The 14,119-nt window shown below is 60.5% G+C and carries 11 protein-coding genes and 3 pseudogenes; 6 read left to right on the top strand and 8 right to left on the bottom strand.

Annotated features, from left to right (window positions below):
- The 3 genes and pseudogenes from BLR94_RS15865 to BLR94_RS15850 form a co-directional block, all read left to right on the top strand.
- A pseudogene (locus BLR94_RS15865) lies at nucleotides 1–320 on the top strand (IS3 family transposase); the annotation flags it as partial.
- A 45-nt stretch (nucleotides 321–365) separates the two neighbouring features.
- A pseudogene (locus BLR94_RS15855) lies at nucleotides 366–1,150 on the top strand (SidA/IucD/PvdA family monooxygenase).
- Between the two features lie 52 nt (nucleotides 1,151–1,202).
- Nucleotides 1,203–1,826 (top strand): LysE family translocator, encoded by a 624-nt coding sequence (locus BLR94_RS15850; protein ID WP_084306876.1) that lies wholly within the window; start codon nucleotides 1,203–1,205, stop codon nucleotides 1,824–1,826.
- Between the two features lie 542 nt (nucleotides 1,827–2,368).
- Here BLR94_RS15850 and BLR94_RS15845 read toward each other — a convergent pair.
- Both BLR94_RS15845 and BLR94_RS15840 read right to left on the bottom strand, forming a co-directional pair.
- A complete protein-coding gene (locus tag BLR94_RS15845) occupies nucleotides 2,369–3,547 on the bottom strand; it encodes an MFS transporter (RefSeq protein WP_084306878.1) in 1,179 nt (392 codons plus the stop codon).
- 257 nt (nucleotides 3,548–3,804) lie between these two features.
- Nucleotides 3,805–4,128, bottom strand: coding sequence for a hypothetical protein (locus BLR94_RS15840; RefSeq protein ID WP_084306880.1), 324 nt, complete (start codon nucleotides 4,126–4,128; stop codon nucleotides 3,805–3,807).
- 3 nt (nucleotides 4,129–4,131) lie between these two features.
- Here BLR94_RS15840 and BLR94_RS28305 point away from each other — a divergent pair.
- Nucleotides 4,132–4,317, top strand: a pseudogene (locus tag BLR94_RS28305) (hypothetical protein); the annotation flags it as partial.
- A gap of 13 nt (nucleotides 4,318–4,330) precedes the next feature.
- Here BLR94_RS28305 and cysN read toward each other — a convergent pair.
- The 3 genes from cysN to BLR94_RS15825 form a co-directional block, all read right to left on the bottom strand.
- Nucleotides 4,331–6,226, bottom strand: coding sequence for a sulfate adenylyltransferase subunit CysN (gene cysN / locus BLR94_RS15835; RefSeq protein WP_084306882.1), 1,896 nt, complete (start codon nucleotides 6,224–6,226; stop codon nucleotides 4,331–4,333).
- A 1-nt stretch (nucleotide 6,227) separates the two neighbouring features.
- Nucleotides 6,228–7,145, bottom strand: a complete 918-nt coding sequence (cysD, locus tag BLR94_RS15830) for a sulfate adenylyltransferase subunit CysD (RefSeq protein WP_084306884.1) — start codon at nucleotides 7,143–7,145, stop codon at nucleotides 6,228–6,230.
- A gap of 144 nt (nucleotides 7,146–7,289) precedes the next feature.
- Nucleotides 7,290–8,048 (bottom strand): Nif3-like dinuclear metal center hexameric protein, encoded by a 759-nt coding sequence (locus BLR94_RS15825; RefSeq protein WP_084306886.1) that lies wholly within the window; start codon nucleotides 8,046–8,048, stop codon nucleotides 7,290–7,292.
- 108 nt (nucleotides 8,049–8,156) lie between these two features.
- Here BLR94_RS15825 and algW point away from each other — a divergent pair, with 108 nt between their 5' ends.
- Both algW and BLR94_RS15815 read left to right on the top strand, forming a co-directional pair.
- Nucleotides 8,157–9,302 (top strand): Do family serine endopeptidase AlgW, encoded by a 1,146-nt coding sequence (gene algW, locus BLR94_RS15820; protein WP_084306888.1) that lies wholly within the window; start codon nucleotides 8,157–8,159, stop codon nucleotides 9,300–9,302.
- Nucleotides 9,303–9,621: 319 nt separating this feature from the next.
- Entirely contained in the window at nucleotides 9,622–10,347 is a 726-nt protein-coding gene (locus BLR94_RS15815) for a DUF4198 domain-containing protein (protein ID WP_084306890.1), read from the top strand.
- Between the two features lie 252 nt (nucleotides 10,348–10,599).
- Here BLR94_RS15815 and hisC read toward each other — a convergent pair whose 3' ends face one another.
- The 3 genes from hisC to hisG form a co-directional block, all read right to left on the bottom strand.
- On the bottom strand, nucleotides 10,600–11,652 hold the full coding sequence (hisC, locus tag BLR94_RS15810; protein ID WP_084306892.1) for a histidinol-phosphate transaminase: 1,053 nt from the start codon (nucleotides 11,650–11,652) through the stop codon (nucleotides 10,600–10,602).
- 74 nt (nucleotides 11,653–11,726) lie between these two features.
- Nucleotides 11,727–13,037, bottom strand: a complete 1,311-nt coding sequence (gene hisD / locus BLR94_RS15805) for a histidinol dehydrogenase (RefSeq protein WP_084306894.1) — start codon at nucleotides 13,035–13,037, stop codon at nucleotides 11,727–11,729.
- Nucleotides 13,038–13,482: 445 nt separating this feature from the next.
- Nucleotides 13,483–14,118, bottom strand: a complete 636-nt coding sequence (hisG, locus tag BLR94_RS15800) for an ATP phosphoribosyltransferase (protein WP_042554821.1) — start codon at nucleotides 14,116–14,118, stop codon at nucleotides 13,483–13,485.
- Nucleotide 14,119 lies beyond the last annotated feature (1 nt).

Here is a 14,119-nt window from a genome sequence, read left to right as displayed (position 1 = left end):
CAGGAAGTGATGATCCACTCAGACCAGGGCAGCCAGTTCAGCAGCCTGGACTGGCAAAGTTTCCTCAAGGCCAACAACCTAATCAGTAGCATGAGCCGGCGCGGTAACTGTCACGACAACGCCGTGGCAGAGAGCTTTTCCAACTGCTGAAGCGCGAACGCATCAGGCGGAAAACCTACGGCACTCGTGAAGAAGCACGCGCTGATGTGTTCGATTACATCGAGATGTTTTATAACCCTAAACGCCGGCACAGCAGCGCTATGCAGCTATCGCCAGTGGATTTTGAAAAGCGCTATTTCCAGAGCTTGGAAAGTGTCTAGGAAAGCCGGGGCGATTCACTTTTCAATGTCGGTTGCGATAAACAGGTGTTTCACCTCAATCAGTACCTAGAGCGCATCAGTCGGTTTCCGTCGAGCGTGCAGCGCATAGGTGTGGTGGGCTCCAGCCAGAGCGCCGTGGAGATTGTGCTCGACCTGACCGCCAGGTTCCCGGACAAGGAAATCTACTCGCTGCACCGCAGCTTCAATTTTCGACTCAAGGCACCAGTCCATTCAGCGGCAAGGTGTATTTCCCGGAGTTCATCGACTACTACTTCAACCTGCCGCCAGAAGCCAAGGCACGGGTGGATAAACAATTGCGCGGCACCAACTACAGCTCGGCCGATGAAGATGTGATCAACGCGCTGTACGTGCGCATCCATGAAGAAAAGTTGCAGGGCAAGCAGCGCATCCACATCCTCAACAACATCGCCATCGAGCAGGCGCAGGTTAATGCCTCGGGGCACGTGCAGTTGGAGCTCAAGGAGGTCAATCAACTCAGGCACTCGACCCTCGAGCTGGATGCGCTGGTGCTTGCCACCGGGTTCAAGGACATTGCTGCCAAGGAAAATAGTGAGTTGTACCCTCCGTTGCTAGCGCCTTATCACCATCGGTTTCGCGCCGATGCACACGGCGCGCTGGTGGTTAATCGCGATTACAGCGTGACCTCTCTGGATGTTTTGCCCGCAGTGTTCCTCAACGGTTTATGCGAAAGCTCCCACGGCCTGGGGGACGCCGGTTCGTTCAGCCTGATTTCGCTACGGGTTGAACACATCCTTTCGGCCCTGGAGACACGCTTGGCGCAGGTCGAAGCGGCGCACGCGCTGGCCTGAAGCAACCCTTTTAGCAGCCCCTGCGGGCTGCTGACTCATACAAGAAGGTCACATGTTTACAGCGGCATTGATTTACATACTGGCGGTGATGAGCCCCGGTCCGAATTTCATCATCGTCAGCCGGTTCTCTTCATTAGGGTCGGTCACTACCGGCCTTGGTGCAACCCTGGGGATCTGCACCGTAGGCGTATTCTTCTCGACCATGTCCTTGCTGGGCCTGGCGGCGTTGCTGCATCAGTACCCGGCCTTTTCCAATATCGCCACCCTATGTGGTTCGGCGTACCTGCTGTACATCGCCTACAGCATCATCAAAAGCGTGCTGGCAAAAAACACCGGTACCGCCGAAAGCACCGCGCCTGGTGTGACCAGCTTTATCAAGGCGTATCGCGTCGGGGTCATCACCAACATCAGCAACATGAAAACCATCGCCTTCATGATCAGCATCTACGCTGGCTTTCTTTCTTCGCCACGTACCGACCTCGAAAAGGTACTGGTGGTGATGTTGTGCTCCACCCTTGAGGTCATCTGGTACTCCTTGGTCTCGCTGCTGTTCGGCCAAGGCCCGATCAAGGCGCTGTTTCTCAAATACACCCGCCCGATCGATGTGGGATTAGCGGTGTTTCTGGTGGCGTTCTCCCTCAACACCGCGATTCCCGTGTTGATTGCCAGTCGGTGAGGCCGTCATGGAATGGAACGATCTTCTCAAGGACGTGAGTAGGCGTTTCAAATACCGCAGTTGGCTGCTGATCGACCTACCACGCGACGGCTACCACTGAGCGGTCTAACACCGAACCTGGAGAACACTTACGAAGCTACCTTGTTCCTCGACTGCGGCCTTGAAGATATCTTTTCCATCGTCGATGCCTTAGGCCCGGGGTAAGCTACGCAGCCTCTTTACAAGCGACAAGGCGCAGGGTCGAAGCTTTAGGGGCAGCGCCACCCGGGGTAGCGGCTTTTCACGATTTCAAATGGGCCTGTTGATACCCGTCCAAGAAAAGGTCCCAGGTGAGTAAAGAAACCGGAATCTGTGATTACTCCCGCAAGACTAAAATCCACGAGTGGCGGGATGTCGGCAAACAGCATTCCGGGGCTGCTGAACCGAATGCCAAGGCAGCCAATTTCCAGAGGTGAAACTTGTGCGGAAGCCCAGGTCTCCGCACCTGCCACAGCTCGCCTCAAATGGTGGAAGATCAGTGGCGAACAGTGCTAGACAAGCAGCTATTGAAGTCGCTCTTGTACGGGGGCTCTGCGCAAAATCAACATTGCAATGAAAACCGTACCGACTGTCCCCACCGAGATCATCAGCCCATGCTCGCTGATGTAGGACACTGTGGCGCCCGTGGCAATGGGACCCAATACGCTACCCAAGGTGTAGAACATAGCAATTGCCGTCATTGCGGTGGACACTTGATGTTCGCCAACCCGGTCTCCCGCTTCGATCACTGCCAGGGTGTTCATGCCGCCAATGGCACCACCCCAGAGGAACACGATAATTGCCGCCAACCAAGGAAGCGGCTGGCTGAACGGAATGGCCAGGGTGCCCAGCAACAGTATCAAGCCGCAGACTAATTGGCCCAATTTGCACGAACTGCGATCGGCCATCCAGCCGATCGGCAGCTGCAGGATGGTACCGCCAATGCCGAACACCGATATCAGCAGGGTGGCGGCGGTCAACAGATAACCGGCCGAGAGGCTGTAGCCCGCAAGAAACGATACGGATGAGGTTTCCGAAAAGCCTGCGATAAACGCACCACACAGTGCCGTGGGGATGATGCTAAACAACTTGCCATGGCGTTTTTCCGCCGGGGTTTGCGGTCGCGTATCGTAGTCCCTGAGGGTTAAGGCCAGCGCGCCGGATAACAACACGATCACGGTACAGGCGTAGTAAGGCGCGGCGCTCCCGACGCCAAACACCACCAACAGCAGCGGGCCAACAGCAATGCCCAGGCCCATCAAGGTCTCATGTACGCCAATCGCCCGACCGCGCTCGTCTTTTGAGGCGACCGCGACGATCCACGTATCGCAGGCAATCCAGCGCAGAATCAACCCAATACCGAGCAAGAAGTTCAGCGAGAATATCAGTGCCAGATCGGTTGTCAGGGTCATGCCGAGCAGCGCAGCGACCGTCAGCGCTGCGCTGAGGATATTCGTCTTGACGAGTCCCAAATGGGCCAGCAAACGCGGGACCCATCTGTAGAGCAGCAGGATCGCCAACCACGATGCACTGACAATCACCCCGATCTTCGCCGGCTCGACCCCTTGCTGCTCCAGCGAAAGCGAGATCAGCGGAGTGACGGTACCGATCTGCACGATCTGAGACAGGGCCGAGAGGGTATTTATCTTGGTGAGCGCAAACCAGCGTTGCTTGTCGGTGTACTCAATACTGGTATTTTCCATTCGTGACCGACCTGATTAGACAGCAGTAACATGTTCGAACTGCCACGGGCAGAGCTCACCTTTGGGCTTGAAGTAGAGCATTAATGGTGTCCAGAGGCGTCCAGTCGTCTGGATGCCTTCGAGACTTCCGAGGAAGGGTAGAGCAATCTCCAGCATCTGACGATGATCCATCTGTTCCGGCTCGACGACCCCACGGTCGGGATTTTCGCTGGCCCATAGGCGCTCAGGGCATGCCCATGAGCACCACGCCAAGCTACTTAATGCACGGTTGGCCGGTACAGCGGCACGTTGCCATCCTCAGCCGTCAAAAAGTCGGGAAGCGAAATGGCTTCGTCGTGGGTGATCAGCAGACCCGTGCAGGGACCACCGTTGGGGGGCCAGGTTTTCACTGGCACCGGGGCGCTCGAGGTGGATTGCGTTATTTGAACCGAACGGGTGATGGCGAGCGAAGGGCGGCCAGGTTCTCGTGGGAACCCCCAGCCCAGTTCGGCGGGCTGTCCGGCTTCGCTGACGCTGACGGCAAGCTGGCGATGTTTCTGGCCATCGATCGGCTGTGCAAGTCCGCCTACGTCCAATTCCATGAGGCCTTCGTCACCGCCTATAACTTCGCCAGGCATCTCAAAGCCTTGCGGTGGCGAACGCCCCGTATGCGGTGCCTGGACCGAAGACCATCAATCTTCACAATCGACCCGCACCTTCTCAATTGCGGAACCAGACACCTGCTGGCATCCGCGCCTGTTTTTAACGCTACGGGGCCGACGCGCAATTGATCACCAACAGGTTTCAGATCGCGCCGCGGCTGCGCAGCAAGGCAAGCACCTGCTTGACGCCCTCTTCCACCGACAGGCTCTGGGTATCCAGCACCAGATCCGCATCGAGCGGCACATCGTAGGGGAAGGAGTCGCCAGGAATGTTATCGCCACCTGCCGCATACAGCCCCTGTGGATCGCGCTCCGCACAGACCAGCGGGGAAGCCTGCACGTACACGGTGATCAGACGCTCGGCACCGATCAACGCCTTGGCCTGCTCGCGCCCTTCCGCATCCGGCGCCACGAAAGCGGCCAGGGTAAGCAGACCGGCTTCGTTGAATTGACGCGCCACGTGAGCGGCACGCCGCCAGTTCTCGGTACGCCCGGTGCGGTCCTGGGGCAAGCCCTTGTTCAGGTCATGGCGCAGGTTCTGGCCATCGAGTACGTAGACTGCACGGCCCATGTCGAACAACTTGCGCTCGACGGCGTAGGCCAGGGTGCTCTTGCCCGCACCCGACAGGCCGCTGAACAACACGGTGGCCGGTTGCTGACCGAAACGCGAGGCACGCTCTTCGGTGGAGACGTGGCCGGACTCGCCATGGTGGCCCGAACCGGGAACGCGCGCATCGCCGATGATCATGCCGGCGCCGACGGTGCCATTGGTCAGGCGGTCGATGATGATGAACGCCCCGGTGGTGCGGTTATGGGCATAACCATCCAGGGCGATCGGCGCATCGAGCGCGACCTTCACCTTGCCGATCTCGTTGAGCTGCAGGCTGCTCGCAGCGCCCTCTTCCAGGGTATTCACATCGACCCGGTGGGCGATGCTGGCGATGGAACCCGGCACGTAGCTGGTGGCGCGCTTGATGTCGTATTTCTTGCCCGGCAGCATCGGCTCCTCGGCCATCCATACCAGCATGGCGTCGAAGCTGTCGACCACCTGAGGACGGTTGTCGGCATGCACCAGCATGTCGCCGCGCGATACGTCGATCTCGTCTTCCAGGGTCAGGGTGATCGCCTGGCCCGGACCGGCCTGTTCCAGCTCGCCTTCATAGGTGACGATGGACTTGACCTTGCTGCCCTTGCCCGATGGCAGGGCGATGACTTCATCCCCCTTGCGCACGATGCCGCTTGCCAGAGTACCCGCGAAGCCGCGGAAGTTCAGGTTTGGACGATTGACGTACTGCACCGGGAAACGCAGATCGTCGAAATTGCGGTCACCCGCCACTTCCACGGTCTCGAGAATCTCCATCAGCGACTGGCCGCTGTACCACGGCGAACGCTCGGACTTGTTGACCACGTTGTCGCCCTTCAGCGCCGACATGGGCACGAAGAACAGCGACGTGGGATTGAGGTTGATCTTGTCGGCGAAAGACAGGTAATCGGCCTTGATCTGCTCGAACACGCCTTCATCGAAGTCCTTCAGATCCATCTTGTTGATGGCCACGACGATGTGCTTGATGCCCAGCAACGAGGCGATGAAGCTGTGGCGCCTGGTCTGGGTCTGCACGCCGTAACGGGCGTCGATCAGGATGATCGCTAGGTCGCAGGTCGAGGCGCCAGTGGCCATGTTACGCGTGTACTGCTCATGGCCGGGGGTGTCGGCGATGATGAACTTGCGCTTGGCGGTGGAGAAATAGCGGTAGGCGACATCGATGGTGATGCCCTGCTCACGCTCGGCCTGCAGGCCGTCGACCAGCAGCGCCAGATCGACTTCCTCGCCGGTGGTGCCGCTCTTCTTCGAGTCGCGGGTGATGGCTTCCAGATGGTCTTCGTAGATCATCTTGGAGTCGTGCAGCAGACGCCCGATCAGGGTGCTCTTGCCGTCATCGACGTTGCCGCAGGTAAGGAAACGCAGCAGCTCCTTGCGCTCGTGTTGCGCCAGGTAGGCGTGGATGTCTTCGCTGATCAGTTCGGATTGGTGCGACATATCAAAAGTACCCCTGACGTTTTTTCTCTTCCATGGAACCAGCGCCGTCGTGATCGATCACGCGGCCCTGGCGCTCGGAAGTTCGGGTCAGGAGCATTTCCTGGATGATGTCGGTCAGGCTGGTCGCATCGGACTCCACCGCGCCGGTCAGCGGGTAGCAGCCAAGGGTACGGAAGCGTACTTTCCTCTTCTGGATACGCGCTTTCTCATCATCGCTGAGATGTTCGAGGATGCGCTCGTCGTCGATCATGATCAGCGTGCCGTTCTTCTCGATGACATCGCGCTCTGCAGCGAAATACAACGGCACGATGGGGATCTGCTCGAGATAGATGTATTGCCAGATATCCAGCTCGGTCCAGTTGGAGAGCGGGAACACGCGGATCGACTCCCCCTTCTTGACCTTGCCGTTGTAGACGTTCCACAGCTCGGGGCGCTGGTTTTTCGGGTCCCAGCGGTGCTTGCTGTCGCGGAACGAATAGACACGCTCCTTGGCCCGCGACTTTTCCTCGTCACGGCGGGCACCGCCGAAGGCGGCATCGAAACCATGCTTGTCCAACGCCTGCTTGAGGCCCTCGGTCTTCATGATATCGGTGTGCTTGGCGCTGCCGTGGGTGAACGGGTTGATGTTCTGAGCGACGCCATCGGGGTTGACGTGGGTGATCAGGTCCAGACCCATCTCCTCGACCATCCGGTCGCGGAAGCGGTACATCTCCTGGAATTTCCAGCGGGTGTCCACATGCATCACCGGGAACGGCAGCTTCCCCGGAAAGAAGGCCTTGCGCGCGAGATGCAGCATCACGGCGGAATCCTTGCCGATGGAATAGAGCATCACCGGGTTGTCGAATTCGGCGGCCACTTCACGAATGATGTGGATGCTTTCCGCCTCGAGCTGTTTCAAGTGCGTCAGTTTGTCGAGCATGGCTACTCACGGGATCACGGTATTTTATTCAGGCCGGCGGGCCTTGGACGAGCGCGCACTCTAGCACAGCGCTTCATTCTATTCAGGAAGGCGCTTAGATCGAACCGATCTAGACTTATGCCCGGCAATTTGGACGCGTCGCCGTCAAATCGGATTCGGGCAATCGACGAACAGGTGCTCGATGGCAAAGCGTCGGCTCAGGTATTCGCCCAGCGCCTGCACGCCATAACGCTCGGTGGCGTGGTGCCCGGCGGCGATAAAGCTGACGCCGTTCTCCCGTGCGCTGTGGTAGGTCTGCTCGGACGCCTCTCCGGTCAAATACAGATCCACGCCTGCCGCTATGGCCTGGTCGATATAGCCTTGTCCGCCCCCGGTACACCAGCCAATACGGCTGACCGTTCCCTGCCCCTCCACCAGCAAGGGTTCTCGCCCTAGCACTTCATGCACGCGGCGGGCAAAGTCGCGGGCACTCATGGGCTGCGCCAGCGAACCGACCAGGCCGACCGTGCGCGGGTTGTCCGGCTCCAGCGGGCCTTCGACGGTGATATCCAGCTGCCGGGCAAGCTGCACGTTGTTGCCCACCTCGGCATGCACGTCCAGCGGCAGGTGATAGGCCAGCAGGCTGATGTCGTTGGCCAGCAGGGTTTTCAGGCGGCGCTGCTTCATCCCGGTGACGCAGGGGTTCTCGCCCTTCCAGAAATAGCCGTGGTGCACCAGCAACACGTCGGCGCGCGCCTCGACGGCAGCTTCGATCAGCGCCAGGCTGGCGGTCACGCCGCTGACGATGCGCTGCACCTGCGGCCGCCCCTCGACCTGCAGGCCGTTGGGGCAGTAATCGCTGATACGTGAAGCGCCGAGATAACGTTCGGCGTCCTCCACCAGGGTCGTCAGAGCAATGGCCATACTGTTTCCTCACCAGCTGTTGCGAACCGCTGCTTTCTTGGCGCGGTTCTCTATAATGGCGCACCTTAAGGCCCCGATCAGGGGCTCGCAACCCTCAGGATTGGATAGATGCTCAAGGCCCTGCGTTTCTTCGGCTGGCCACTATTGGTCGGCGTTCTGGTGTCGCTGCTGATCATGCAGCAGTACCCGCAACTGGTGGGCCTGCCGATGCATGACGTGCAGTTCCGCCAGGCGCCTGACTACACGCGTAGCGAGGAGGGACCCGCCTCCTACGCCAGTGCGGTGAACACCGCATCGCCCGCGGTTGCCAACCTGTACACCACCAAGTACGTGAGCAAGCCGACTCATCCACTGATCGAAGACCCGCAGTTTCGCAAATTCTTCGGTGACAGCCTGCCTGGCCAGCGGCGCATGGAGTCCAGCCTTGGCTCCGCGGTGATCATGAGCCCCGAGGGCTACCTGCTGACCAACAATCACGTGACCGCCAACGCGGATCAGATCGTGGTGGCCCTCAAGGACGGCCGTGAGACCCTCGCACGGGTGATCGGCAGCGACCCGGAAACCGACCTGGCGGTATTGAAGATAGACCTCAAGGATTTGCCGGCGATGACCCTCGGGCGCTCCGACAACATCCGCATCGGTGACGTCACCCTGGCCATCGGCAACCCGTTCGGTGTCGGCCAGACCGTGACCATGGGCATCATCAGCGCCACCGGGCGCAACCAGTTGGGCCTCAACACCTACGAAGACTTCATCCAGACCGATGCGGCGATCAACCCGGGCAACTCCGGCGGCGCGCTGGTCGACGCCTACGGCAACCTGGTCGGTATCAACACCGCCATCTTCTCCAAGTCCGGCGGCTCCCAGGGTATCGGCTTCGCGATCCCGGTAAAGCTGGCAATGGAAGTGATGCAGGCGATCATCGAGCACGGCCAGGTGATTCGTGGCTGGCTGGGCCTCGAGGTGCAGCCGTTGACCCCGGAACTGGCCGAGTCATTCGGACTCGAAGGCCGCCAGGGCATCATCGTCGCCGGCATCTACCGCAATGGCCCGGCGCAGAAAGCAGGGCTGCAGCCCAACGACCTGATCCTCAAGATCGATGGCGAAACCGCTGGGGACGCGCGCCGCTCGATGAACCAGGTCGCTCGTGCCAAACCCGGCGAGACGATTCGCATCGAGGTGATGCGCAACGGCAAGCTGATGGAGCTCAGCGCTGAAATCGGCGTACGCCCTCCCGTCGCGACCAGCAATTAAACAACCGACACTCGCGGCATCCATGCAATCGGAGTTGCAATCTGGCACCACATAAATGTAACGTTATTACGTTTTAATTCACTGAGAATCTGTATGACGCCCGCCTTCGCTCGCAAACCTCCAGCCCGGCGGGATATTTGCGCACGCCATCGCTCGACGACAACGTGAGCAATGCCGGGGTCGACGGGAATTCGCCGATGAGCGGCCAGCGATGCGGCCTCGCCAGACTCTTCGACCGCAAACATTAGCGGCGCGCTATCCCATAGCCGTGCAACCCAGTGTCAGCTTGCCCCTCAACCTCCGATCGAAAGGACGCGTCATGCGCATCTCGAGAAAAATCGCCACCCTGCTGGCACTCCTGGCCACCGCCGGACAAGCCAGCGCCCATGGCCTGTGGACGGAACAACGCCGCGGCAATATCGAAGTGGTCTACGGCCACGGTGCCGAAGATGACGCCTTCAAGGCCGACAAGGTCAGCCGCGCCTGGGCCTTCAACGGCGCCGGCAAGAGCATTCCAGTGAGCATCGAACGGCTCGCCGACCATGCTCGCCTGAAGCCGCTGAGCGCGCCGGCTTCGCTGGCCGTGGCGCTGGATAACGGCGTCTGGTCGAAGAGCGCGGAGGGCAAATGGGTCAATCTGGGCCGCAGCCAGGTCGCCAATGCCAGTGAAGCCCTGCACACCTACAAGTACAGCTTGGCCATCTACCAGCAAGGCGCCCGCCTGCCGGACCTGAAAGGCCTGCGCATGGCGATCGTGCCGTTGGCCGACCCCATCGAGGTCGGTGTCGGCAAGCCGCTGCCGGTCCGTGTGCTGGTCGACGGCAAGCCTGCCGCCGACATCAAACTGATCGGCGACTACCGCAGCGCGCCGGATCAGGTCAGTGCCACCACCAACGCCAAGGGCGAAGCGCAGGTGGTGATTCGCAACGAAGGCCTGAACATCATCGCCGCCGAAGCCAGCCAGGCAGTGCAAGGTGATGCCGATATCGACAGCCGTGGCTACTTCACCTCACTGACGTTCATCGGCCAGGGGCATCATCACTGATGGTCGACGCTTGAGCCGGTCAGCGGCATCAAGCCTGAGGTTCCATCGCCCGATTCGCGCCGTGGGCGACGCTTCTACGCAGCTGTAAGAGCCGCGACCTCGCGGCGAATGGCGATGGCGAATGGCGATGGCGATGGCGATGGCGATGGCAACACCGGTGGTGCGTACTGCCATTCGAGATCAAGCCGCCGCCGACACTAAAACGAAAAAGCCAGGGCATCTGCCCTGGCTTTTTCATACCCCCCGCAAACGTCAGAGCGCCGCCAGGGCCTCCAGCAGCGCCTGGTTCTGTTCGGGCGAGCCGATGCTGATGCGCAGGAACTGGGCGATGCGCGCCTGCTTGAAGTGGCGCACGATCACGCCCTGCTCACGCAGTGCTGCCGCGATACCGGCAGCATCACGCTGCGGATGGCGGGCGAAGATGAAGTTGGCAGCCGAAGGCAGTACCTCGAATCCCAGCGCCTGCAAACCAACGGTGACCTTTTCGCGGCTGTCGATCACCGCGGTGCAAGTCTGTTCGAAGTAGGCCCGGTCCTCGAATGCCGCCGCCGCACCGGCGATGGCAATGCGGTCCAGTGGGTAGGAATTGAAGCTGTTCTTGATCCGCTCCAGCGCCTCGATCAGGTCCACGTGCCCGACTGCCAGCCCCACCCGCAGGCCCGCCAGGGATCGGGATTTGGACAGGGTCTGGGTGACCAGTAGGTTCGGGTACTGGTCGACCAGACCGATGGCCGAGACGCCACCGAAGTCGATATAGGCTTCATCCACCAGCACCACGGTATCCGGGTTGGCTTGCAGCAACCGCTCGATGGCCTCCAGGGCCAGCAGGCAGCCAGTGGGGGCGTTGGGGTTGGGGAAAATGATGCCGCCGTTGGGCCGCGCATAGTCCTCGACACGGATCTGGAACTGCTCGTCCAGCGCCAGCGGCTCGGCCTGAATGCCATACAGGCCGCAGTAGACCGGGTAGAAGCTGTAGCTGATATCGGGGAACAACAACGGCTTGCCGTGCTGGAACAGGCCGTGGAAGGCATGGGCCAGCACTTCGTCAGAACCGTTGCCGACGAATACCTGGGCGGCCTTTACGCCGTAGAACCCGGCGACTGCCTGCTTCAGGCGATCGCCATTGGGGTCGGGATACAGGCGCAAGTCGTCATTGAGTTCCGCCTGCATGGCGGCGATGGCCCTGGGCGACGGGCCGTAGGGGTTTTCATTGGTGTTGAGCTTGACCAGCTTGCTCAGTTTGGGCTGCTCACCCGGTACGTATGGCACCAGGTCTTTGACGAAGGGGCTCCAGAATCTGCTCATCTGCCCTTCTCTCCTAGAAATTGTTCAGAGGAAACGGTGGACGAGAAAAGCGTCGTCCACCCTACGATCAGCTATCACTTTTTGATGCGGTACTCGGCACTCCGGGCATGAGCGGTCAGCGACTCGCCACGGGCCAGCACCGAGGCCACCTTGCCGAGCTCGGACGCACCTTCGGCCGAACAATGGATGATCGACGAACGCTTCTGGAAGTCATAGACCCCCAGCGGCGAAGAGAAACGCGCAGTGCCCGATGTAGGCAATACGTGGTTCGGCCCCGCACAGTAATCGCCCAGTGCTTCGGCGGTGTAACGGCCCATGAAGATGGCGCCGGCATGGCGAATTTGCGGCAGATACTGCTCCGGGTTCTCGACCGAGAGTTCCAGGTGCTCGGGCGCGATACGGTTGGCCACTTCGATGGCCTGGGCCATGTCCGCGACCTGAATCAGCGCGCCACGGCCCTCGATGGAAGTACGGGCAATCGCTTCGCGCTCCAGGCTCGGCAGCAGACGAGCGATGCTCTCGGCAACCTTGTCGAGGAACGCCGCATCCGGGCTGACCAGAATCGACTGCGCGTCTTCGTCGTGCTCGGCCTGGGAGAACAGGTCCATGGCGATCCAGTCCGGGTCGGTCTGGCCGTCGCATACGACGAGGATTTCCGATGGCCCGGCGATCATGTCGATACCGACCTTGCCGAACACATGGCGCTTGGCAGTCGCCACATAGATGTTGCCGGGCCCGACGATCTTGTCCACCGGCGGCACGCTCTCGGTGCCGTAGGCCAGCGCTGCGACAGCCTGTGCCCCCCCGATTGTGAAGACACGGTCGACCCCGGCAATCGCCGCGGCCGCCAGGACGATCTCGTTGATCTCGCCACGGGGCGTGGGCACCACCATCACCACCTCCGGCACCCCGGCGACCTTGGCCGGAATGGCATTCATCAGTACCGACGACGGGTAGGACGCCTTGCCGCCCGGCACGTACAGCCCTGCACGATCCAACGGCGTGACCTTCTGGCCCAGCACCGTGCCGTCCGCTTCGGTGTAAGTCCAGGAATCCTGTTTCTGCTTTTCGTGGTAGCTGCGTACCCGCTCGGCGGCGATTTCCAACGCCTGGCGCTGCCCGGCGGTAATGCGCGTCAGCGCCAGTTCCAGACGCTCGCGCGGCAGAATCAGGTCGGCCATGGAGGCGACTTCAAGGGCATCGAAGCGCTGAGTGAACTCGACCAGCGCAGCATCGCCACGCTCACGCACGGCCTTGATGATATCCAGCACGCGCTGATTGACGCCGTCATCCGAGACGCTTTCCCAGCTCAGCAAATGATCCAGATGATGAGCGAAATCCGGGTCGGCAGCGTTGAGTCGGCGAATGGCAACTGGAGCGGTCATAGCGAAAGCCTCATCTGGATGGCGTGTTCTCAGAGCCTGTTCTAGGTCTCGCGAGCCAGAGCAATGCAAGGCAAAAACAGGCGAGAAAGCGGAGTTTACTGCAGTAAATGAGCATTCCGAGCCTGTTTTTAACGCCGCAGGGCCGAAGCGCAGCAGACGTTGAACAGGCTCTCAGGCGCCGCTAGCGTAACAAGCCCACCGTGCGGGCACCTGAGAATTTGGCTATAGCACGGATAGGCGCTGCGCAGCCCAGGCAGGCTGCTGAAAAACGATCTGCGTTGCCATCGCGGCGTTAAAAACAGACTCGGTCACGAGTCCGATCAAAATGCTCATGTACTACTCGTACACTCCGCTTTTTCGTCTGTTTTTGCGGGGCCATCATTGGCCTTGCGCTGACTGCCTCGTCTACGTTTTTCAACGGCCTGCAAGGCCGTGCGGGAGAGGATCAATGCGGATGATGCGTCTCGACCGCTTCACGCAGCGTGTCGATCAGGGCCTGGATGCGGCCATGCTGCATCTTCATCGATGCCTTGTTGACGATCAGGCGCGAGCTGATATGGGCGATCAGTTCCTGGGCTTCCAGGCCGTTGGCACGCAGGGTGTTGCCGGTATCGACCACGTCGATGATCTTGTCGGCCAATCCCACCAGCGGGGCCAGCTCCATGGAGCCGTACAGCTTGATGATATCGACCTGTCGGCCCTGCTCGGCATAGTAACGCTTGGCGACATTGACGAACTTGGTGGCCACACGCAGGCGGCCCTTGGGCTCGGCCGCACCCACAGCACCGGCGGTCATCAGCTTGCAACGGGCGATACGCAGGTCCAGTGGCTCGTAGAGCCCCTGACCGCCGTACTCGAGCAACACGTCCTTGCCAGCGACACCGAGGTCGGCAGCACCATGCTCGACGTAGGTCGGCACGTCAGTGGCACGTACGATCAGCAAACGTACGTCGTCCTGGGTGGTCGGGATGATCAGCTTGCGGCTCTTGTCCGGATTCTCGGTCGGCACGATGCCTGCCGCCGCGAGCAACGGCAGGGTGTCATCGAGAATACGGCCTTTCGACAGGGCAATGGTCAACATG

Source organism: Phytopseudomonas flavescens, from assembly GCF_900100535.1.
Taxonomy (GTDB): domain Bacteria; phylum Pseudomonadota; class Gammaproteobacteria; order Pseudomonadales; family Pseudomonadaceae; genus Aquipseudomonas; species Aquipseudomonas flavescens.
This window is presented reverse-complemented; position numbering and strand designations above follow the sequence as displayed.